At 60.4% G+C, this 20006-nt stretch carries 23 protein-coding genes; 10 read left to right on the top strand and 13 right to left on the bottom strand.

Annotated features, from left to right (window positions below; all coding sequences use genetic code 11):
• Window positions 1-46 precede the first annotated feature (46 nt).
• From FXO12_RS10725 to FXO12_RS10710, 4 genes are all read right to left on the bottom strand, one after another.
• Window positions 47-931 carry an alpha/beta fold hydrolase gene (locus FXO12_RS10725; RefSeq protein WP_054897622.1) on the bottom strand — a complete coding sequence of 295 codons (885 nt, stop codon included), beginning with the start codon at window positions 929-931 and terminating at the stop codon, window positions 47-49.
• Window positions 932-1235: 304 nt separating this feature from the next.
• Window positions 1236-1928, bottom strand: coding sequence for a pseudouridine synthase (locus tag FXO12_RS10720; protein WP_054917624.1), 693 nt, complete (start codon window positions 1926-1928; stop codon window positions 1236-1238).
• Window positions 1918-2130, bottom strand: coding sequence for a cysteine-rich CWC family protein (locus FXO12_RS10715; RefSeq protein WP_034126556.1), 213 nt, complete (start codon window positions 2128-2130; stop codon window positions 1918-1920). The genes FXO12_RS10720 and FXO12_RS10715 overlap by 11 nt, the downstream gene beginning before the upstream one ends.
• Before the next feature lie 8 nt (window positions 2131-2138).
• Window positions 2139-2306: a hypothetical protein gene (locus FXO12_RS10710; RefSeq protein WP_155290838.1), complete on the bottom strand. Its 168-nt coding sequence runs from the start codon at window positions 2304-2306 to the stop codon at window positions 2139-2141.
• 67 nt (window positions 2307-2373) lie between these two features.
• On the opposite strand from FXO12_RS10710, the gene FXO12_RS10705 reads away from it, so the two are divergent.
• Complete coding sequence (locus tag FXO12_RS10705; protein ID WP_019818497.1) at window positions 2374-2733, top strand: hypothetical protein; 360 nt, start codon at window positions 2374-2376, stop codon at window positions 2731-2733.
• Window positions 2734-2890: 157 nt separating this feature from the next.
• Window positions 2891-3343: a DUF3757 domain-containing protein gene (locus tag FXO12_RS10700; RefSeq protein ID WP_054897618.1), complete on the top strand. Its 453-nt coding sequence runs from the start codon at window positions 2891-2893 to the stop codon at window positions 3341-3343.
• Here the strand turns inward: FXO12_RS10700 and FXO12_RS10695 are convergent.
• Window positions 3329-4441, bottom strand: coding sequence for an enoyl-CoA hydratase/isomerase family protein (locus FXO12_RS10695; RefSeq protein WP_057975658.1), 1113 nt, complete (start codon window positions 4439-4441; stop codon window positions 3329-3331). The two genes, FXO12_RS10700 and FXO12_RS10695, sit on opposite strands and share 15 nt — an antisense overlap.
• A 136-nt stretch (window positions 4442-4577) precedes the next feature.
• Here FXO12_RS10695 and ung point away from each other — a divergent pair, with 136 nt between their 5' ends.
• Window positions 4578-5270, top strand: a complete 693-nt coding sequence (gene ung, locus FXO12_RS10690) for a uracil-DNA glycosylase (RefSeq protein ID WP_020301023.1) — start codon at window positions 4578-4580, stop codon at window positions 5268-5270.
• Window positions 5271-5299: 29 nt separating this feature from the next.
• Here the strand turns inward: ung and FXO12_RS10685 are convergent, their stop codons facing one another.
• The 5 genes from FXO12_RS10685 to FXO12_RS10665 form a co-directional block, all read right to left on the bottom strand.
• Window positions 5300-6337, bottom strand: a complete 1038-nt coding sequence (locus tag FXO12_RS10685; protein ID WP_057975659.1) for an AbrB family transcriptional regulator — start codon at window positions 6335-6337, stop codon at window positions 5300-5302.
• Complete coding sequence (locus tag FXO12_RS10680; RefSeq protein WP_003189428.1) at window positions 6330-7844, bottom strand: tripartite tricarboxylate transporter permease; 1515 nt, start codon at window positions 7842-7844, stop codon at window positions 6330-6332. Before FXO12_RS10680 ends, FXO12_RS10685 begins: the two co-directional genes overlap by 8 nt.
• A gap of 1 nt (window position 7845) precedes the next feature.
• Window positions 7846-8304, bottom strand: a complete 459-nt coding sequence (locus tag FXO12_RS10675) for a tripartite tricarboxylate transporter TctB family protein (RefSeq protein WP_003189430.1) — start codon at window positions 8302-8304, stop codon at window positions 7846-7848.
• A gap of 147 nt (window positions 8305-8451) precedes the next feature.
• The gene (locus FXO12_RS10670; RefSeq protein WP_161793218.1) at window positions 8452-9441 is read right to left on the bottom strand and encodes a tripartite tricarboxylate transporter substrate binding protein; all 990 of its coding nucleotides are present in this window, start codon (window positions 9439-9441) and stop codon (window positions 8452-8454) included.
• 28 nt (window positions 9442-9469) lie between these two features.
• On the bottom strand, window positions 9470-10762 hold the full coding sequence (locus FXO12_RS10665; RefSeq protein WP_054897614.1) for an OprD family porin: 1293 nt from the start codon (window positions 10760-10762) through the stop codon (window positions 9470-9472).
• A gap of 235 nt (window positions 10763-10997) precedes the next feature.
• Here FXO12_RS10665 and FXO12_RS10660 point away from each other — a divergent pair, with 235 nt between their 5' ends.
• Together FXO12_RS10660 and FXO12_RS10655 are read left to right on the top strand one after the other, a co-directional pair.
• Window positions 10998-11669, top strand: a complete 672-nt coding sequence (locus FXO12_RS10660; RefSeq protein ID WP_014717358.1) for a response regulator — start codon at window positions 10998-11000, stop codon at window positions 11667-11669.
• On the top strand, window positions 11662-13047 hold the full coding sequence (locus FXO12_RS10655; RefSeq protein WP_057975660.1) for a sensor histidine kinase: 1386 nt from the start codon (window positions 11662-11664) through the stop codon (window positions 13045-13047). Before FXO12_RS10660 ends, FXO12_RS10655 begins: the two co-directional genes overlap by 8 nt.
• On the opposite strand, the gene FXO12_RS10650 is transcribed toward FXO12_RS10655, so the two are convergent.
• Both FXO12_RS10650 and FXO12_RS10645 read right to left on the bottom strand, forming a co-directional pair.
• Entirely contained in the window at window positions 13048-13869 is an 822-nt protein-coding gene (locus FXO12_RS10650) for an HDOD domain-containing protein (protein WP_034126564.1), read from the bottom strand.
• A gap of 35 nt (window positions 13870-13904) precedes the next feature.
• Complete coding sequence (locus FXO12_RS10645; protein WP_057975661.1) at window positions 13905-14846, bottom strand: folate-binding protein YgfZ; 942 nt, start codon at window positions 14844-14846, stop codon at window positions 13905-13907.
• A 140-nt stretch (window positions 14847-14986) separates the two neighbouring features.
• Between FXO12_RS10645 and FXO12_RS10640 the strand changes: the two genes are divergently transcribed.
• Both FXO12_RS10640 and FXO12_RS10635 read left to right on the top strand, forming a co-directional pair.
• Entirely contained in the window at window positions 14987-15241 is a 255-nt protein-coding gene (locus tag FXO12_RS10640; protein WP_003189444.1) for a succinate dehydrogenase assembly factor 2, read from the top strand.
• Window positions 15225-15671: a protein YgfX gene (locus FXO12_RS10635; RefSeq protein WP_057975662.1), complete on the top strand. Its 447-nt coding sequence runs from the start codon at window positions 15225-15227 to the stop codon at window positions 15669-15671. The genes FXO12_RS10640 and FXO12_RS10635 overlap by 17 nt, the downstream gene beginning before the upstream one ends.
• Here FXO12_RS10635 and nadB read toward each other — a convergent pair.
• Window positions 15640-17256 (bottom strand): L-aspartate oxidase, encoded by a 1617-nt coding sequence (gene nadB, locus FXO12_RS10630; RefSeq protein WP_057975663.1) that lies wholly within the window; start codon window positions 17254-17256, stop codon window positions 15640-15642. The two genes, FXO12_RS10635 and nadB, sit on opposite strands and share 32 nt — an antisense overlap.
• Window positions 17257-17716: 460 nt before the next feature.
• On the opposite strand from nadB, the gene rpoE reads away from it, so the two are divergent.
• From rpoE to FXO12_RS10615, 3 genes are read left to right on the top strand one after another with little or no spacing between them, the layout of a single operon-like run.
• Window positions 17717-18298 carry an RNA polymerase sigma factor RpoE gene (gene rpoE / locus FXO12_RS10625; protein WP_003172477.1) on the top strand — a complete coding sequence of 194 codons (582 nt, stop codon included), beginning with the start codon at window positions 17717-17719 and terminating at the stop codon, window positions 18296-18298.
• A gap of 32 nt (window positions 18299-18330) precedes the next feature.
• Window positions 18331-18918, top strand: a complete 588-nt coding sequence (locus FXO12_RS10620; RefSeq protein WP_034126575.1) for a sigma-E factor negative regulatory protein — start codon at window positions 18331-18333, stop codon at window positions 18916-18918.
• A 16-nt stretch (window positions 18919-18934) separates the two neighbouring features.
• The gene (locus tag FXO12_RS10615; protein WP_057975664.1) at window positions 18935-19894 is read left to right on the top strand and encodes a MucB/RseB C-terminal domain-containing protein; all 960 of its coding nucleotides are present in this window, start codon (window positions 18935-18937) and stop codon (window positions 19892-19894) included.
• Window positions 19895-20006 lie beyond the last annotated feature (112 nt).

Genomic DNA, 20006 nt, shown 5'->3' with positions numbered 1-20006 from the left:
TTGCGTGTGGCGACAGAGCTTGCTCGCCACAGTGTCAGGCCTGATTTCAAAGCGCCCATGCATGCTGCGCCTGGCCCTGGCTATACCGTAACGGGCTTGCGGGCCGTTGGCCTTTCAAGAAGCCCACCACGGCCTCACGGCTGTCGCGGCACGCGGCTTTATGTTCCATGTCCAGGAAGTGTCCCGTCGCCTGAATGGTGCTGAAGCTGCTCTTGGCCACATGCTGGCCAAACAGCTTGGCGTCGTCTGCACTGGTGTATTCGTCCCATTCGCCGTTCAAGAACAGCACTGGAATATCGATCTGCCTGGCTGCCTTGAGGTAGCACTGCCGGTCGCTGTTGAGCACGTGGCTGATGTGAAAGTGCATCTGCCCGTATTCGTGTGCGGCCAGGTTGCTGACATGGCGGTAGTTGAAGCGTTTGAACAGCGAAGGCAGGTGCTTGCCGATGGTGCTGTTGACCAGATGGCCGACGCGGTCGCGGTCGAGGTTGCCCAAGTAGTCGACGCCGCGTTCGAGGTAGTCACGCATCGGCGCATTGATCACCGGCGAGAATGAGCTGATCACGGCTTTTTCTACCCGACGGGGGCGCTGTGCGAGGGCAACCAACGTGGCGGCCCCGCCCCAGGAGAAGGACAACACGTGTTCAGCGGCGAAGTGGTCGAGCAGTTCAAGGAGGATCTGGCCTTCGACTTCCTTGGTCAGCATCTGCTCATGACGGTTATGGATTTTGGAACGGCCAGCGTAGGGCTGGTCGTACAACACCACATTGAATTGCGGGTACAGGCTTTTCACGGTTTGAGCGAAGGACGCTGTGGTCGCCATTGAGCCGTTGACCAGGACGATGGTCTTTGCCGCCGCGTCCGCGCGATAGAACTCCGTGTACACCCGATACTGACCCTGTATATCCAACACAGCGATTTCTGGCCTCATGTCGTAAGACTCCTGGCAAGCGGGTAGTGCGCGCAGATCACTCTGCACGAGCTTTATGACAGGTAGGCATACGCCTGGAAAATGAGGGCCCATGTCGGTCCGATGACGGCTGGCCGGCGGGTGTTGTTATGGCGGGCGGTTTGCCGGGAAGGCCCATGGATCAAGCGCGGGCGAGGCAAGGTGTTTCTTGGAGGTTATAGGCGACTCATCAGTCATTATCTGGCTGAAGCCCTGATTCAAACAGTACGGAACGCATGTCGCAAGGCGACGGGCTGGTTTTTTGCCATCATCGGCTGAACGGTCGTCAGACTTTTAGGATCTCTTCGTCAGTCAGTGGCCGATACTGACCCGGCGCAAGCGACGCATCGAGCACTAAGGGCCCCATTCGCTCGCGGTGCAGGCCGATCACCTTGTTATCAAAATGACCGAACATGCGTTTGACCTGGTGATATCGGCCTTCGATGATGCTCAACCGCGCTGTCCTGGGGCCCAGCAGTTCAAGTTCGGCAGGTTGGGTGGTGAGATCTTCGAAAGCGAAATACACGCCCGCCGCGAACGTCACCGCGTACTGCGGGTTGATGTCCTGTTCGGTTTGCACGTGGTACACCTTGGGCAACTTGGTCTGCGGTTGCGTGAGGCGCCGCGACCATTGGCCGTCGTTGGTGATCAAGATAAGGCCGGTGGTGTTGAAATCCAGGCGCCCGGCGATATGCAGTTCGGCTTTGTCCGGTTCGTCCAGCAGGTCAAGGACCGTGGAGTGTTGCGGGTCCGACGTGGCGCTGACGCAACCCCGGGGTTTGTGCAGCATGAAATAGCGCGCCGGCTTGCCCGCTTGCAGGATTTCACCGTCAACGCAGACCTGGCTGAATTCACGTACGTCATGGTGAGGATCGCTGACCGCAACCCCTTCAACGGTCACCCGGCGTTCCACCAGCAACAGGCGCACTTGCTTGCGATTGAACTGTGGCAGGTTGCTGAGGAAACGATCAACGCGCATTGCGGTTACGCAACTGTTCGTCCACCTGGGCGCAGCGTGGGCACAGGCAGGCTTTATCACGCAACTCATCCGGCAGGGCTTCAAGCACCGCCGGGTCGATGATGACGCCGTAGCACCAGCAGGCTTGATCGGCAGTGCGCGGATCGGCCAGGGAGCAGTCGTTGCGGGCACCACAGGCGGGGCAAAGGGTCGGTGTGATCATGGGTCGGTTCAGAAGGGAATCGGGTAGGGCGCGTTAGTTGTTGCACGATACAGCGCGGCTGCGCGGCATTCCATCATCATGGCGTTTTGGCGGGCTTTCACTTCGTCTGAAACAGGTGTTTCCAGTTGTGTCGCGAACGCACCAGATTCGGTTTTTGATGTCAGATGTTTCGTCATTCAGTGAAAGCTGAATGCCGCTCGCCAGCGTCGCTGGAGGAGCTCTTCCGCGGTCCAGGAGGCCGCCATGTATCGACGACTGCTGCTCATCGCTTTGCTCGGCCTGACCCTTTCAGCCTGCGTGCCCTATTACGATGGAGGCGCTACCTACTATCGCTCCGAGGTCTACACCGCGCCGGCGCCAGCCTATTACTACGGCGGCCCGCGTTATTACCCTTCTGGGCGCAGCTATTACGCGCCAGCGCCTCGCTACTATGCGCCACAGCCTCGCTACTATTCGGCGCCGCGCTACTACCAACCGGCCCCGCGCTATTACCCCCGCGCCGGGTACCGGCCCTACCCAAACCAGGGGTGGGGCGACCGCTGGGGCAATGGCGGGCGTGGACGCGGTTCCGACCACGGAGGTGGCCGCGGCGGTCACCGTTAAATATCTTGAAAAACAAGCGGCGCATCATGCGCCGTTTTTTATAGGTACCGTATGTCCGTACTGTCAGATTTAACAGCTATCTTTGAGGCGCTAGCTGTACTTCACTAACGAGGAGCCTTGTGCTTTTGCGTGGTGAGACTGAGCAGATGGAAACCCTATGTTCAAACAATTGATTTGCGTGCTCCTGCTGATGAGCTGCTTCATTGCATCGGCAAGAGCGGAGCAAGGCTGTCCTTATCCGTCGCAGGTCGCGTATGCAGACGGCCATTATCGCGCCCAGGACAATGGCCTGCGCTGGCAAAGCCCGAAGGTAGCGTCGCGTGGTGTTGTCGACGGGTTCATTGGCGCAATCTTCATGCCGGGCGACGGCGAGGAGAGAGGAAACGGCTACATGGACAAGTGCATCTACCGCACCAGTTGGAACGGTGTTGTAGCGTTGAGGCCAAGCAGCGGAAATGAGGTTATCAACATGTCGTTGACCAGCACCTTGTATTGGAGGCTGCAGCCCGATGCGTTCGAGTTGCCGGTGTATACGTGCGAGGACAGCCAGCCGGACAATTGCGCTTTCAAGGTCAACGACAAGCGTACAGACCTGTCAGTAGTCAGATAAATCCGCCAGAGGATTCCTACCTTCCCAGGCCTTGTCAAAGTGCGCCTGCACCACCGTTTCCGGGAGTGTGTTGATATCCGGCCAGTGCCAACGAGGCGCCTGGTCTTTGTCGATCAGGCGCGCCCGAACCCCTTCGGCGAATTCCGGATGACGGCAGCAGTTGAGGCTCAGGGTGTATTCCATCTCGAACACCTGGGCCAATGAGAGGTGACGGGCACGCTGGAGCTGTTCCCACACCAGATGCGCCGTCAGTGGGCAGCCCTCACTGAGGGTTTTGCCGGCCCGGCTCAATAGCGGGTCGCTGTGGTCGCGCAGCAGGCTCAAGGCGCGCCAGGCACACCGCACATCTCCTACATCAAGCCATTCGTCGATCTGTGCGCGGCGCGGTAGCCATTGCGCTTCGGGTTGATCACTGTTTGCCTCCTGCGCCAGGGCCTTGAGCAAGCTGTTGAGTTGCATCGCGCTCTGTTCCTGCCAGTTCAGTTGCAGCAGGCCATCGAGCAGATCGTCTTGCTGGTCATCACGCAGGAAACGGTCGGCCAGGCCCAAGTCCAGCGCGTCGCGACCGTTGATATGGGCGCCGGTGAGGCCCAGGAACAGGCCGAGCTTGCCCGGCAAGCGGGACAAGAACCAACTGGCCCCCACATCCGGGTACAAGCCAATGCTGATTTCGGGCATGGCCAAACGACTGCTTGGCGTAACGATACGCACGGCGGCGCTTTGCAACAGGCCCATGCCGCCGCCCAATACATAACCGTGGCCCCAGCAGATCAACGGCTTCGGGTAGGTGTGCAGGCGGTAGTCAAGACGATATTCGGCGGCAAAAAACTGCGCGGCCAGGGTCGGAACTTCGCCCGGCTGTTCACGGCAAGCCTGAGCCAGGCTGCGCACTTCGCCACCGGCGCAAAAGGCTTTGGGGCCGTTGCCGCGCAGCAGCACGCAGACGATCTGCGGGTCTTTGGCCCAAGCCTCCATGCGCTCATCCAGGGCTACAATCATCGGCAGGGAGAGGGCGTTAAGGGACTTTGGCGCGTCCAGGCTGGCGATACCGATGCGAGCGCCGCCACTGCCGGTCAGTTCTTCGAAATGCAGGTTCATCGTGGCCTCAATCGAGAAGGTGAAGGATGAGTATGATCCCTTCGTGAGAAAGTGCCGGTGCTGTGTCAGATCAATTGACAAGCGGGGTCGGCTTTCCTAGGGTTCGCCTCATTCTTTTTTACAAGACAATTCAACTATGACCGATGGCGACCGTATCAAACTCGAACCCAGCTGGAAACACGCCCTGCGGGAGGAGTTCGAGAAGCCCTATATGGCGCAATTGCGCGAATTTCTGCGCCAGGAACATGCCGCTGGCAAAGAGATCTACCCGCCCGGCCCGTTGATTTTCAACGCGCTCAATTCAACGCCGCTGGACAAGGTCAAGGTCGTGATCCTCGGACAAGACCCGTACCACGGCCCTGGCCAGGCTCACGGCCTGTGCTTCTCGGTACAACCGGGCGTGCCGGCGCCGCCATCGCTGGTCAATATCTATAAAGAGCTCAAGCGCGACCTGAACATCGACATCCCCAACCACGGCTACCTGCAAAGCTGGGCCGACCAGGGCGTGCTGATGCTCAACACCACCATGACCGTGGAGCGCGCCAACGCCAACGCCCATGCCGGCAAGGGCTGGCAGTTCTTCACCGATCGGATTATCGAAGTGGTCAGCGAGCATCAGCCGCACCTGGTGTTCCTGCTGTGGGGCGCTCATGCTCAAAGCAAGCAGAAGCTCATTGATGCCACCAAGCATCTGGTGCTGACCTCGGTGCATCCGTCGCCGTTGTCGGCGTATCGCGGGTTTCTGGGCTGCGGGCATTTCAGCCGGGCCAACAAGTTTCTCGAGCAGAATGGCGAGGCCCCTATCGAGTGGCGTTTGCCGCCGGTGTGAGGCCTGGCACATTCAACATGTGGAAGGTTTTAGAGGGGGGCTGGCTGACGGTTCCAGTGCCGAAACAAAGGCTCGGCCAAAAACAGCACGAACAACAAGCGCATCACCTGCATCGCCGTCACCAAGGGCACCGACAGCTGCAGGGTTTCAGCTGTCAGGCTCATTTCAGCGATACCGCCTGGCATCATGCCCAGGGTCAGTGATCGCAGGTCGAGGTGAGTGAGGGCGCTCAAGCCCACCGCCGCTAACGTCGCCAGCAGCATGGTCAATGCCGTGCCAATCAAGGTGCGGCCCATGAACGATGGCGCGCGACGGAAGAACTGCCGATTGAAGTGGCAGCCCAAACCGCTGCCGATCAACCATTGGCCGATCTGACTGCCGCCGTCTGGCAGGCCGATGTGTAAATCCCAGGTCACACTGGCGATCGCGCTCACCAGCAATGGCCCGAACAGCCAAGGGTTGGGTTGGCGCAAGCGTTGCCAGCCCCAGGCAACCAGCGCACCCACCGGAAACAGCACGGCCAGCCACGCCCAGTCCACGGGCGCCGGATGGAATTGCGGTGCGCCGCCTCCGAGCAAATATTTGAAGATCGCTGGCACGCACAGCACCACCACCAGCACACGCAGGCTTTGCCCGGCCGCAACCCGGCTGAGCACCGCGCCATTGCGGGCGCCGAGGTTGACCATCTCCCCTGAACCGCCCGGCATGCTGGAGAAAAACGCCGTGGCGCGGTCTTCACCGCTGCGGCGCATCAACCACACGCCCACCACGCTCGACAAGCTGGTGACCAGTGCACCGAAGAAAATCAGGCCGAAGTGGCTCATCACCTGCTCGATCACCACCGGGGTGAAGTGCAGGCCGATGCCGATGCCCACCACCCATTGGCCGCATTTGCGCCCGCCGGGAATCTCTGCCAATTGCCAGGGCGTCAGGCAGCGCACCAGGATGATCGCCAGCAACGAGCCGACCATATACGGCAAAGGCCAGCCGACCAGGCTGGCCAGGTAACCGCCGGCCAGGCCGACCAGCGGTGTTCCCCACCAATGTTTAAAGGTGACCTCAGACATCGGCCAGGGCACGACGCTGTTGCACGCGTTTACGCCAGATACGCAGCAGCGGTACAAGCAGCATGATTGCGGTCAGTACCCAGACGCCAAAGGTGATCGGGCTCGACCACAAAATCTCCAGCGCACCGTTGGAAATCGACAGCGCACGGCGCAGGTTCTGCTCCATCAGGCCGCCGAGGATAAAGCCCAGCAGCAGCGGCGACAGCGGGAAGTCCAGCTTGCGCAGGATGTAGCCGAAGATGCCGATGGCGATCATCAGGAACAGATCGAAGGTGGTGGCATGCACGGCGTACACGCCAATCGCGGTAATGATGGCGATCACCGGCACCAGCGCCCAGTTCGGCACGGCGAGGATACGGGTGAAGATGCGGATCATCGGGATGTTGAGCACGACCAGCATGATGTTGGCAATGAACAACGAGGCTATCAGGCCCCAGACAATGTCCGGTTGCTGTTGGAACAGCAGTGGGCCGGGGGTGATGTTGTACAGCGACAGGGCGCCGATCATCACCGCCGTGGTGCCTGAGCCAGGAACGCCGAGGGTCAGCATGGGTACCATGGCGCCGCAGACCGATGCGCCGATCGCGGTTTCTGGGGCGGCCAGGCCGCGCATGTCGCCCTGACCGAATTTGCCGCTAGCGCCTGCGATGCGTTTCTCGGTCATGTAGGCAACGGCCGAGGCCATGGTTGCACCGGCGCCCGGCAACACGCCGATGATAAAGCCCGACACGCCGCAACGAAGATTCACAGTGAGCACCGACAAGGCTTCCTTGGCGTTGAACATCATGCGCCCGGTGGCTTTCACTGCTTCCTGGCCACGGTGGGTTTTTTCCAGCAGCAGCAGGATCTCGCTGATGGAGAACAGGCCGAGTACCAGCACCACGAACTGGATGCCGTCGGTCAGGTGAATATTGTCGCCGGTAAAGCGGTATACACCGCTGTTGGCGTCGATGCCCACGCAGGAAAGGAACAAGCCGATCAGCGCGGCAACAAACGTCTTCAGCGGTTTGTCACCGGCCATGCCGCCCAGGCAGACAATCGCAAACACCATCAGGACGAAATATTCCGCCGGGCCGAACGCAATCGCCCACTTGGCCAGCAGCGGGGCGAACAGCACCATGCCGCAGGTGGCGATAAACGCGCCGATGAACGAACTCCAGGCCGACAATGACAGTGCCACGCCAGCCAGGCCTTTGCGGGCCATCGGGTAGCCGTCGAGGGTGGTCATGACGGTGGAGGCTTCGCCCGGGATGTTCAGTAGAATCGAACTGATGCGGCCGCCGTATTCGCAGCCCAGGTACACGGCTGCCAGCAGGATCAGCGCCGACTCTGGCGGCAAGCCCAGGGCGAAGGCGATGGGGATCAGCAGTGCCACGCCGTTGATCGGGCCCAGGCCCGGCAACAGGCCGACCACGGTGCCAATCAGGGTGCCGCATAACGCGGTCACCAGATTATAGGGGCTCAGCGCAACGCCGAAACCCTGGCCCAAATAGCCAAAAGTATCCATATCAGTTCTCCAGAACGTCGAGCAGGCCGAGGGGCAACGGTACGTCCATGGTTTTATCGAACAGCAGATAAAGACCGACGCTCATCAAGGTGATGATCACCACGCTGGGCAACCAGCGGCCGCCGTACAGCCGTGCCATCGGAATACCGATCAGCATGCTGCTGAGAATGAAACCCAAGGATTCGAATGTGCCTGCAAACACCAGCAGCAGGGCCACACAGATGCCGATCTTGATCAACGTGGGTTGATCCAGCGCGGGTTCATCGTCAGTGTGTTTGGTCGCCTGCGGGCGAATCATCATGTAGATGAGCGCCAGGCCCATCAGCCCGAGCAACAGCAGGGGGAAGGCTCTTGGCCCTACGGGTTCGTAGGAAAAAGCCGCCTGATACGGCCAGGCCATCAGCGCCAGGCCGATACAGGCCAGCAATAGCACGGCAGCGAAAATGCGTTGTAAGAGCATAGAAAACTCCAAGGCCCCTCTTGTAGGAGCGAGCTTGCTCGCGAAAAACGTCAACGATAACGCGTGCTCTCTGGACGCACGTGGATGTCCTTGGGTTCTTCGCGAGTACGCTCGCTCCTACAGGGGCATTACACAAAAGAGGGGCGATTACTGGATCAGGCCGAACTCTTTGGCCAGCACTTTGTAGTCAGCCACCTGTTTCTTCACGTAGGTGTCCAGCTCCTGGCCCGTCATGGCGAACGGGAACAGCTCGCGCTGGTCACGCAGCTTGGCGAACTCCTCGGAAGCCAGCAGTTTGTCGAAGGCGTCTTTCCACCAGGCGTAGTCGGCATCGCTGACCTTTGGCCCCAGGTAGAAGCCACGCACCACCGGCCAGACGATGTCGTAGCCTTGCTCTTTGGCGGTCGGGATATCCTTCATTTCCGGCTCATCCAGGCGTTGCTCGGAGAACACCGCCAGCAGGCGCATATCGCCGCTCTGGATATGCGGCATGGAGTCGGAGATGTCGGTACTGCCCACCTGGATATGCCCCCCCAGCAGAGCCGTAGCGATTTCACCGCCACCCTCAAGGGCGACGTAACGCAGTTCGCGCGGGTTGATCCCGGCGGCCTTGGCGATCAGTGCGGTTTGCATCCAGTCCTGGCTGCCGACGGTGCCGCCGGAGCCGATCACCACGCTGCCCGGGTCTTTCTTCAGGGCTTTGACCAGGTCATCAAGGGTCTTGTAGGGCGAGTCGCTTTTCACCGCGATGGCGCCATAGCTGGTGCCCACTGCCGCCAACCAGCGCACGGCGCTTTCATCAAAACGGCCGAACTTGCCCTGGGCCAGGTTCAGCAGCGAACCGCTCGACCAGGCAACCAACGTGCCCGCATCCGCAGGGCGCTGGGCGACGACCGCGTTGTAGGCTACCGCGCCCACGCCGCCTGGCATGTAGGTCACACGCATCGGCTTGGTCAGCAGCTTTTGGTTCACCAGCGCGCTTTGCGCCAGTTTGCAAGTCAGGTCAAAACCGCCGCCTGGGGAGGCCGGGGCGATGCATTCCGGACGCTTGGGTTCGTCGGCGGCCAGCAGTTGGCCGGCGAACAGCATGCAGCCAGCGGCGAGGGCAAATTTACGCAGTGAAAGGGTCATGGTGATCTCCATCGTTTTTGTTATGAGGGGGTTACTACCAAAGTGCGACGCTGTAGCTGACCAGCAAGCGCATTTCATCTGCGTCACGGGCCGAATAGTTGGAACGATAGGTGGCGTTACGCAGGCGCACGGCCACATCTTTGAACGTGCCGCTTTGCACCACGTATTTGATCTCGCTGTTGCGTTCCCACTCCTTGCCGGTCTCGCCGTTCTTGAGCTTGATGTTGTCACCCGAGAGGTAACGGCTCATGAAACTCAAACCAGGAATGCCCAGCTTGGCAAAGTCGTAGTCGTAGCGTGCCTGCCAGGAGCGTTCTTCGGCGCCGGCAAAATCGTTGATCTGCACGAAGTTGACCAGGTATGGGTCGCTGCCATCCACATACGGGAAGGCGCTGTCGCCGGACATGTGCTGGTAGCCGGCGCTGAGCTTATGGCCATTGAGGGCATAGCTGAACAGGCCGTTGAGGGACGTGTTGTCGATATTGCCGCCGCGGGCCGAGCCGGTGTCATCGCTGATTGCCAGTCGCAGGTCGGCGGCGAAAGTGCCAGGGCCCATCGGGCGTGAGGCGACCATGCCGAGGAAGTGTTGGCGATACACGTCGTCGAGTTGGGCGAAGTGGTAGCTGCCGGTGATCTTGTCGGCGAACTTGTAGTCGACGCCACCGAAGTTGAAGTGCTTGCCGGTGGCACCGCTGAGGAAGCGGCTGTTCTTGTTATTGAGCGCGATGTCTTCGTAGTTGGTGTCGTCGCGGTCCTTGGCTTTGTCCAGGCGACCACCAGTGAATACCAGGTTCTTGAGTTCCTTGGAGGTGATCAAGCCACCGTTGAAGGTCTGCGGCAGGATGCGCCCGTCGTTGGGCTTGAGGATCGGCAGTTCGGGGATCAGCGAGCCGATCTTCAGCTCGGTGGCGGAGATTTTCACTTTGCCGGTCAGGCCCAGCTTGGAGTACTCGTTGGCGGCGCGGCCGTCATCGTGGGTCGGCAGCAGGCCGGTGCCGGTGCGGTCGGGGCTGGAGTCGAGCTTGACGCCGAGCATGCCCAGCGCATCCACGCCAAAGCCGACGGTGCCGTCGGTGTAGCCCGATTGCACGTTGAGCATGAAGCCCTGGGCCCATTCGTCGCGCTTGGATTGCTGGGCACTGGTACCGTCGCGAAAGTCGCGGTTGAAGTACATGTTGCGGGTTTCCAGGGTCGCGCTACTGTCTTCGAAGAAGGCAGCCTGGCTGAGCGGCGAAAAGCCGGCAAGGGCAGCGGCACTGGCGAGGGCGGTGTGGGTCAGGCGGGAAGAACGAACAGGCGGGCAAGCCTGTGGCTGGGTCGACAGCATCGTGGTGTACTCCGTTATTGTTCTTATTCTGGCGAAAACGCTTCGAGGCGTTTTTCGGGCGCTACGGGTCAGGCAACTCGGCGGGCATAGACCACCGTGGTTGGATGCTAAAGGGCGAAGCTTTCACTAACCTTTCAATCGCCTTTCAATGTTTTCGGGCTTCACAGGCCAGGTTGCGGCTGTAAACTGCCGGGCAAAGCGTGGCGTCGACCACCCCTGAACGAGGTAGAAATCCATGCGTGTCCTCCTGGTTGAAGACCATTTGCAGCTCGCCGAAAGCGTGGCCCAAGCGCTCAAGAGCATGGGTTTGACCGTTGATGTGTTGCATGACGGCGTGGCGGCGGACCTGGCCTTGAGCAGCGAGGAATACGCCGCGGTGATCTTGGACGTAGGGTTGCCGCGCCTGGATGGTTTCGAGGTGCTCGCACGTTTGCGGGCACGTGGAAAAAACCTGCCGGTGCTGATGCTGACTGCTCGCAGTGATGTAAAAGACCGCGTGCACGGCCTGAACCTGGGCGCCGATGACTACCTGGCCAAACCGTTTGAACTCACGGAACTCGAAGCACGGGTCAAGGCACTGTTGCGGCGCAGCGTGCTGGGCGGCGAGCGTCAGCAAACCTGCGGTGTGCTGGTGTACGACCTCGACACCCGGCGCTTCACGGTCGCAGGCGAGCTGATGACCTTGACCTCCCGAGAACAAGCGGTGCTCGAAGCGTTGATCGCCCGGCCGGGGCGCGTGATGAGCAAGGAACAATTGGCGTCCCAGGTATTCGGCCTGGACGAGGAGGCCAGCCCCGACGCCATCGAAATCTACGTGCATCGTCTGCGCAAGAAGCTCGATGGCCAACCCATCGCCATCGTCACCTTCCGGGGCCTTGGCTATTTGCTGGAAGCCCGTGATGCATAAGCCCAGCAGCCTGCGCTGGCGCTTGCTGTGCAACCTTGCGTTATTGCTGGTGTTGTTGATGCTCGCCAGCGGCATGAGCGCTTATTGGAACGGTCGCGAAGCCGCCGACACCGCTTATGACCGCACGCTGCTGGCCTCGGCACGCACCATTGCCGCCGGCTTGACCCAGGTGGACGGCACCCTCAGCGCCAATGTGCCCTATGTGGCCCTGGACACCTTTGCCTACGACAGTGCCGGGCGCATTTATTACCAGGTCAATGATATTGATCAGAAGCTGATTTCCGGTTACGAAAACCTGCCTGGCCCGCCGCCTGGCACGCCCCGCACCGACGATTATCCAGCCTTGGCGCGGTTCTATAACGCCATGTACCTGGGCCAGCATGTGCGCGTGGTGAGCCTGCTCAAGGCCGTCTCGGAACCGAACATGAACGGCATGGCCGAAATTCGTGTTGCGGAGACCGACGAAGCCCGGGTGGCCATGGCCCGCAGCCTGATGGCCGATACACTGCTGCGTCTGGGCATGCTCGCCATCGGTGCGTTATTGCTGGTGTGGTTCGCGGTGAGCGCCGCACTGCGCCCGCTGGAACGCCTGCGTACGGCGGTGGAAGAGCGCCAGCCTGATGACCTGCGGCCTCTGCCATTAGTGGAAGTTCAGGATGAGTTCGGCCCACTGGTGCGCTCGCTCAACCATTTCACCGAACGTTTGCGCGGGCAGTTCGAGCGCCAGGCACAGTTTATTGCCGACGCTGCCCACGAGCTGCGCACCCCCCTGGCGGCGCTCAAGGCCAGGCTGGAACTGGGCCTGCGTGCCGAAGAACCGGCCACCTGGCGCAGCACCCTGGAAACGGCCGCCCAGGGCACCGACCGCCTGACGCACCTGGCGAATCAATTGTTGTCCCTGGCCCGCATCGAAAACGGTGCCCGCGCCATTGCCGAAGGCGGTGCGCAACTGCTCGATTTAAGCCAATTGTCCCGTGAGCTCGGTATGGCCATGGCGCCGCTGGCCCACGCGCGGGGCGTGGCCCTGGCACTGGAGGCCGACGAGCCGGTATGGCTGCGCGGCGAACCAACGCTGTTGAATGAGCTGCTCAGCAACCTGGTGGATAACGCCTTGGCCCATACCCCGCCTGGCGGCAATGTGATTTTGCGAGTGACGGCCCCGGCGGTGCTGGAAGTCGAGGATGACGGCCCTGGCATCCCACTGGATGAGCGGGACCGGGTGTTTGAACGCTTTTATCGACGCAGCCAGCAGGGCATGGGGTCGGGCTTGGGGCTGGCGATTGTCGGGGAGATTTGCCGTGCGCACCTGGCGCAGATCAGCCTGCATGATGGCGAGCTGGCGGGGCTTAAGGTGCGCGTGAGTTTTATCGCGGGTTGATCAGTAAAACATCGACCGCGCTTCGTCCAGTTCGCTGCGCAGGGCGTCGCTGTGCAGGTCTATGCGCAACTTCATGAGGGCCGGCAAGGCGGTAATCGGCACGGTCCCCAGGGGGTGGTCGGTGCCGCGGTGGCAGTACAGCGCGGCGACCTGCACCAGGTCGACGTAGTCCAGGCTTGCAGAGTCGCGTGTCAGGTCCAGGTATTGGCCCGGCACGTTCACCAGCATCTCAGGGAAGTCCCAGACCCGCAGCAGCTTGTCCCCCAGCACCGGGTGGATGCTGTCGATGACGTGGTTGAGGCTGACGGGGTCGGCCAGCAGCTCATAGTGATCCTCGGCATACGTGAGGATCGGCAGCACGCCTATCTGATGCACCAAGCCACCCAGGGCCGCCTGGTCTGGCTTGAGCTGGCTGTGGCGACGGCACAAGGCGTAGCTCACGCCCGCCACTTCCAGGCTGCGGCGCCACACGTCGCGCATTTTCTGTTCGACCACCTCTGAGCGGGCGTGGAAGATCTGCTCCATCACCAGGCCGATAGCCAGGTTGCTGCTGTAGTTGGTACCGAGCCGGGTGATGGCGGTGTGCAGGTCGGTGACTTCCTGGCTGGCCCGTAGCAGCGGGCTGTTGACCACTTTGATCAGGCGGGCCGACAGGGCCGTGTCACGACTGATCACTTTGCTCAGGTGGCTGATGCTGATGTCCGGGTCTTCGGCGGCCTGGCGAATTTTCAGGGCCACCTCCGGCAATGTCGGCAGAACCAGGTCATCGTTGTCGATGGCCGTTACCAACGCTTGTTGGACTTTTTCCGCCAGCTTGTTCATTCATGCTCTCTAGGGTGCTGCAAAAAGTACGGCGATTAACGCTGGATCTCGCGGTCACGGTCCAGTTGGTAGGGTAGGTCAAGCAGATTCAAGCCCGGGCCCTCGAGGGTGCCCAAGCGCACGTCGCCACTGTCGGCAGCTTCGGCTTGCAGCACGGCGAGAAGTTCAATCGACTGGTCGGCTTTTGCTGCGATGACCACTTCGCCGATCGCGCTGTTATGGCTCGGGGAAAATAACGGAGTGCCTGGCTCGGGAAGCTCGTTGGCCTCCAGGCTCAGGCGATACAGGCGCCGCTTGAGTTTGCCCAGGTACTGCATGCGCGCGACGATTTCCTGGCCGGTGTAGCAGCCTTTCTTGAAGCTGACGCCGCCCACAGCCTGCAGGTTGAGCATCTGCGGAATGAACAGCTCGCGCGTCTGGGGCATCACCTGGCCGATACCGGCACGGATCTGACCAAGCAACCAGGCATTCAAGTCAGCCTGTTGCAACTGCGCGGCCAATTGGCTGCGCACGGCGTCGGCGTGTTCGGCAGGTACCCAGAGTTCGGCCCGGCCCGGGGAAACGCGGACGGCAATCGATGCCTCGTTGCGCGCCACGCTATCGGTCTCGACCGGCAGCGCGAGGCCCAGGGCGCTCAGGGCCGCGTCTGCGTTCGCCAGGCCGAAGCGCGCCCAGGCAGCGCTTTCGTCGGTGAGCTTGGATTTGGAGAACACCGCGTACTTTTTCAAATCCGCCAACTGCGGCTCAAGCAACTCGGTGGCCATGGCCAGGAGCACGCCATCACCCTGCAGCAGGATGCGGAAGCTCGACTGCATCCGGCCTTTTTGCGTGCAGCGCGCGCCCAGGCTGGCCTGGGTATCACTCAGGTAATTGAGGTTGCAGGTCAGTTGGCCCTGCAGGAACTTGGCAGCATCAGAGCCGCGGACGGCGAGAACGCCTTCGTGGGACAGGGAGCAGAAAAAAGCGGAGTCAGCCATGGGTCATCGCAGGTCAAAAAGTCATGGGTGCATCATAGAGGGGCGTCCGGCAAATGCATAGTTTCCATATAGGGCGACCAAAGCCGACTGTTCCAGTGTCGTCGGGGCTGTATACTTGCGCTCTATTTTAGGAGGGCTCCATGGTCGAAGATGTAGAAATCAATCGCCTCTACTGGCACAGCCGTCGCGGTATGCTGGAGCTGGATGTGTTGCTGGTGCCTTTCACCAAAGAGGTATACGCGACGCTCAATCAGGTGGACCGCGACCTCTACGTCAGGTTGCTCGAGTGCGAAGACCAGGACATGTTTGGCTGGTTCATGGAGCGCGCCGAATCCGAAGACCCGGAGCTGCAGCGCATGGTTCGGATGATCCTGGATCGTGTCCAGCCCAAGTAATCGTTTCGAATGCCGCTGGCAGGCCTCGCGGCTGTTGCTGGCGGCCTATGTGCTTGCCCAGATGGTCGCACTGGGCAGCCTGCTGGCTCTCGACCTGCCTTATTCAAGCCTTGGCATCCTGCTATGCCTGGCTCATTGTGCCTGGGTATTGCCGCGGCAAATCCTACTCACTCACCGTTCGTCGATTCGTGGCCTGCGCCGTGACGACGATGGTTGGCAATTATGGAGCGCCGCACGCGGGTGGCACCCAGTGCAGCTGCGGCCCGACAGCCTGGCGTTGCCGCTGATCGTGGTGTTGCGTTACCGAGTGCAGGGTGAACGGCGAGTGCGGTCCATCTGCGTGCCAAAGGATGCGCAGGCCACCGATGTGCATCGGCGCCTGCGGGTACGCCTGAAGTTCAGCCGCCGTAGGTGGTTGGCACCAGGATAGTGTCCCGGGCTTCGGGCAGCATCTGTGGGTAGTCGAGGGTGTAATGCAGGCCGCGGCTTTCCTTGCGCTCCATGGCGGACCGGATCATCAGCTCGGCCACTTGGGCCAGGTTGCGCAACTCGATCAGGTCGCGGCTGACCTTATAGTTGCTATAGAACTCGTCGATCTCATCCAGCAGCAAGCGCACCCGATGTTGCGCCCGTTGCAGGCGTTTGTTGGTGCGCACGATGCCCACATAGTCCCACATGAAGCGCCGCAGCTCGTCCCAGTTGTGGGCGATGATCACATCCTCGTCCGAATCGGTGACCTGGCTCGCGTCCCAGCGGGGCAGGGCGGCCGGTACCGGGATGCGCGCCAGTTGTTCAAGAATGTCCGCTGCCGCCGAGCGCGCATACACGAAGCATTCAAGCAATGAATTGCTGGCCATGCGGTTAGCGCCGTGCAGGCCGGTGAAGCTGGTTTCGCCGATGGCATACAGGCCCGGCACGTCGGTGCGGCCATGCTGATCGACCATCACGCCACCGCAGGTGTAGTGCGCGGCCGGTACCACGGGTATCGGGCCCTTGGTGATGTCGATGTTGAAGGTCAGGCAGCGTTCGTAGACGGTCGGGAAGTGGGTCTTGATGAAGGCTTCGGGCTTGTGGCTGATGTCCAGGTACACGCAGTCGATACCCAGGCGCTTCATTTCGTGGTCGATGGCGCGGGCGACGATATCGCGTGGTGCCAGTTCGGCGCGTGGGTCGAAGCGCTGCATGAAGCGTTCGCCATTGGGCAGCTTCAAATGTGCGCCTTCGCCGCGCAGGGCTTCGGTGATCAGGAAGCTCTTGGCCTGCGGGTGATACAGGCATGTGGGGTGGAATTGGTTGAACTCCAGGTTGGCGACCCGGCAGCCCGAGCGCCAGGCCATCGCAATGCCGTCGCCGCAGGCACCGTCGGGGTTGCTCGTATAGAGGTAGACCTTGGCGGCGCCGCCCGAGGCGAGAATGGTGAAGCGTGCGCCATAGGTATCGACTTCACCGCTGGTGCGGTTGAGTACGTAGGCGCCCAGGCAGCGTTCGCCCGGCAGGCCCAAGCGTTTTTCGGTGATCAGGTCGACGGCGACGCGCTGCTCCAGCAATTGGATATTTGGACGTTGGCGGGCCTGGTCGAGCAGGGTCTTGAAAATCGCGGCCCCGGTGGCATCGGCAGCGTGAATGATTCGGCGATGGCTGTGGCCGCCTTCGCGGGTCAGGTGGAACTCAAAGCCACCGTCGTCGCTGCCGGCATGTTCATCGCGGGTGAAGGGTACACCTTGGTCGATCAACCATTGGATGGCTTCCCGGCTGTGCTCGACGGTGAAACGCACGGCGTCTTCGTTGCACAGGCCACCGCCAGCGTTAAGGGTGTCTTCGACGTGGGATTGCACGGTGTCTGTGTCGTCCAGCACCGCAGCAACGCCGCCCTGAGCCCAGAAGGTCGAGCCGTTGGCCAGGTCGCCTTTGCTCAAAACCGCTATACGCAAATGGCTGGGCAGGGTCAGGGCCAAGCTCAAGCCGGCGGCGCCGCTGCCGATTACGAGGACATCGTGTTGAAACTGTTGGCTCATTTGACGGATTCCGCAAAAAGCGATCCAAAGGGGGGCGCAAACAGGACGCCTGGATCGGCGAATCAAAGGGTCACACGGGCCACTAGTATATAGAGGGGTGGAGCGGCACAATAGCCACGCCTTCGTGGCATTGTGAGATTATGCTGCGCAGCTTTGGGAAACGGCCGGTTGGCGGGACGGGAACTTTTTGCATAAGCCCCGACTCAATAGCAGGTTGCCCGAAAGCTGGGAAAACGTTGAGTTTATTGGCCCGTCGGGAGCATTGGACGCGTCACGAAACCGGCGACAAGATTATTCGCGCAGCCGGCACCGACCGTGCTGCGTTTTTCGTGTGTGCCAAATCAGTGCATGCCGGAAACTTGCTTGAAGGGGGAGAACTTTTGCGAAAAGCCCGAGTCTATGTTTGCAAGCCTGATCGTTTAGTTATGCAAGCCTCCTTCAAGTACAACGAGGAGTGTTCATGCTAACCCAGGAAGAGGATCAGCAGCTGGTCGAGCGCGTACAGCGCGGTGATAAGCGAGCATTTGATCTGCTAGTGCTGAAATACCAGCACAAAATTCTCGGGTTGATCGTGCGGTTTGTGCACGACACCCATGAAGCGCAGGACGTTGCGCAGGAAGCCTTTATCAAGGCTTACCGTGCACTTGGAAATTTCCGCGGTGACAGTGCGTTTTACACGTGGCTATACCGCATCGCCATCAACACGGCGAAAAACTATCTGGTGTCACGCGGTCGCCGCCCACCAGACAGTGATGTCAGTTCAGAAGATGCTGAATTCTACGATGGTGATCACGGCCTCAAAGATCTCGAGTCGCCGGAGCGTGCATTGCTGCGCGACGAGATCGAAGGCACCGTCCATCGCACTATTCAGCAACTGCCAGAAGATTTGCGTACGGCGTTAACTTTACGTGAATTCGATGGTCTGAGTTACGAAGACATTGCGAGCGTCATGCAATGTCCGGTGGGGACTGTGAGGTCGCGGATTTTCCGGGCCCGGGAAGCCATCGACAAAGCCTTGCAACCGTTGTTGCAGGAAAACTAAAGACAGCGGCGACAGCCAAGAGAGGAACCGCCATGAGTCGTGATGCCCTGCAGGAATCGCTGTCCGCAGTGATGGATAACGAAGCGGATGAACTGGAACTTCGTCGAGTGCTCAACGCATTTGATGACGCCGAAACCCGTGATACCTGGTCTCGTTACCAAGTCGCTCGGGCGGTGATGCACAAGGATCTCCTAATCCCTCGTCTGGATATTGCTGCGGCCGTTTCTGCTGCACTGGCTGATGAAGCCGTTCCGGCAAAAGCCTCGCGTGGTCCGTGGCGCAGCCTGGGTCGTCTGGCAGTGGCCGCTTCGGTGACTGTTGCTGTGTTGGCAGGTGTTCGCCTGTACAACCAGGACGAGATCGCAGGCAACGAGCTGGCCCAACAGACTCAGCAACCGGTCATGGCCGGTCCGCAAGTCAAAGGTCCGGCCGTGCTGGCTGGCTACAAGGAAAGCACTGATACCACCGGCCCTATGGCTAATGGTGTACTTCAGGGGCAATCCGGCTGGCAGGATCAGCGCCTTCCAGGCTACCTGCGTCAACATGCGCAGGAATCGGCTGCCAAAGGCACTGACAGCGCTCTGCCATACGCTCGTGCAGCAAGCCAGGAAAACCGCTGATTCGCTAAGGAGCCCTATGCGCGCCATACCGCTCCTTACGCTTTTGCTCAGTAGTTGGTTTGCACTATCCGCCCATGCCGATGAAGCCCAAGACTGGCTGATTCGACTTGGGCGTGCAGAGCAGCAGCAAAGCTTTGAAGGTACGTTTGTCTACGAACGTAACGGCAGTTTTTCTACCCATGACATCTGGCACCGTGTCCAGAATGGTCATGTCCGTGAACGCTTGTTGCAACTTGACGGCTCCGCCCAGGAAGCGGTCAGGGTTGATGGTCGGGCACAATGTGTCAGTGGCACGTTGGCAGCTGGTCTCGGTCAGTCACCTGAGGCACCCTCGCGTATTCTTGATCCAAAAAAACTCACTTCATTCTATGACCTGGCCGTTATTGGCAAATCGCGCGTGGCCGGTCGTCATGCGGTGATTGTGTCGATCAGCCCCCGTGATCCCTACCGTTATGGGTTTGAATTACACCTGGACCGTGAAACTGCGCTGCCGCTTAAATCCTTGCTGCTGAATGACCAAGGGCAGTTGTTGGAGCGTTTTCAGTTCACCCGTCTGGATGCTTCGGCCATTCCTTCTGACCAGGACTTGCAGCCCAGCGGCGACTGTTCGCCGGTAACGATGTCCGCCGCTAAAGCACCTGAGCTGTCTGCCACGCAAAAGTGGCATCTGGACTGGCTACCGCCTGGTTTCCAACAGATCAGCAGCGCTACGCGCAAAGATGCCCAAACGAAATCTACCGTCGACAGCCTGATGTATGACGATGGGCTCGCGCGTTTTTCGGTGTTTCTTGAGTCAGCCAACGGCGCCGATGTGAATGAAACCCGCGCTCAGCTTGGGCCGACCGTGGCAGTATCCCGGCGTTTAAATACGGTAGATGGCGAAATGATGGTCACGGTGGTGGGCGAAATTCCCATTGGCACTGCTGAGCGCATCGCGTTGTCGGTGCGTGGTGAAAAGGCCGCCGCCAAGCCCTGAGATTGTTAATCTTATGTTCATCCTGGTCTATCAATCTGGGCCCAAATTTCGTTGGGTGCTGGGCGTATGAAATCTCTGGATCAGCATTTTCACTTGCAAAAACTTCCCATGT

Source organism: Pseudomonas sp. J380 (genome assembly GCF_009827115.1).
In the GTDB taxonomy this organism is placed as follows: domain Bacteria; phylum Pseudomonadota; class Gammaproteobacteria; order Pseudomonadales; family Pseudomonadaceae; genus Aquipseudomonas; species Aquipseudomonas paracarnis.
This window is presented reverse-complemented; position numbering and strand designations above follow the sequence as displayed.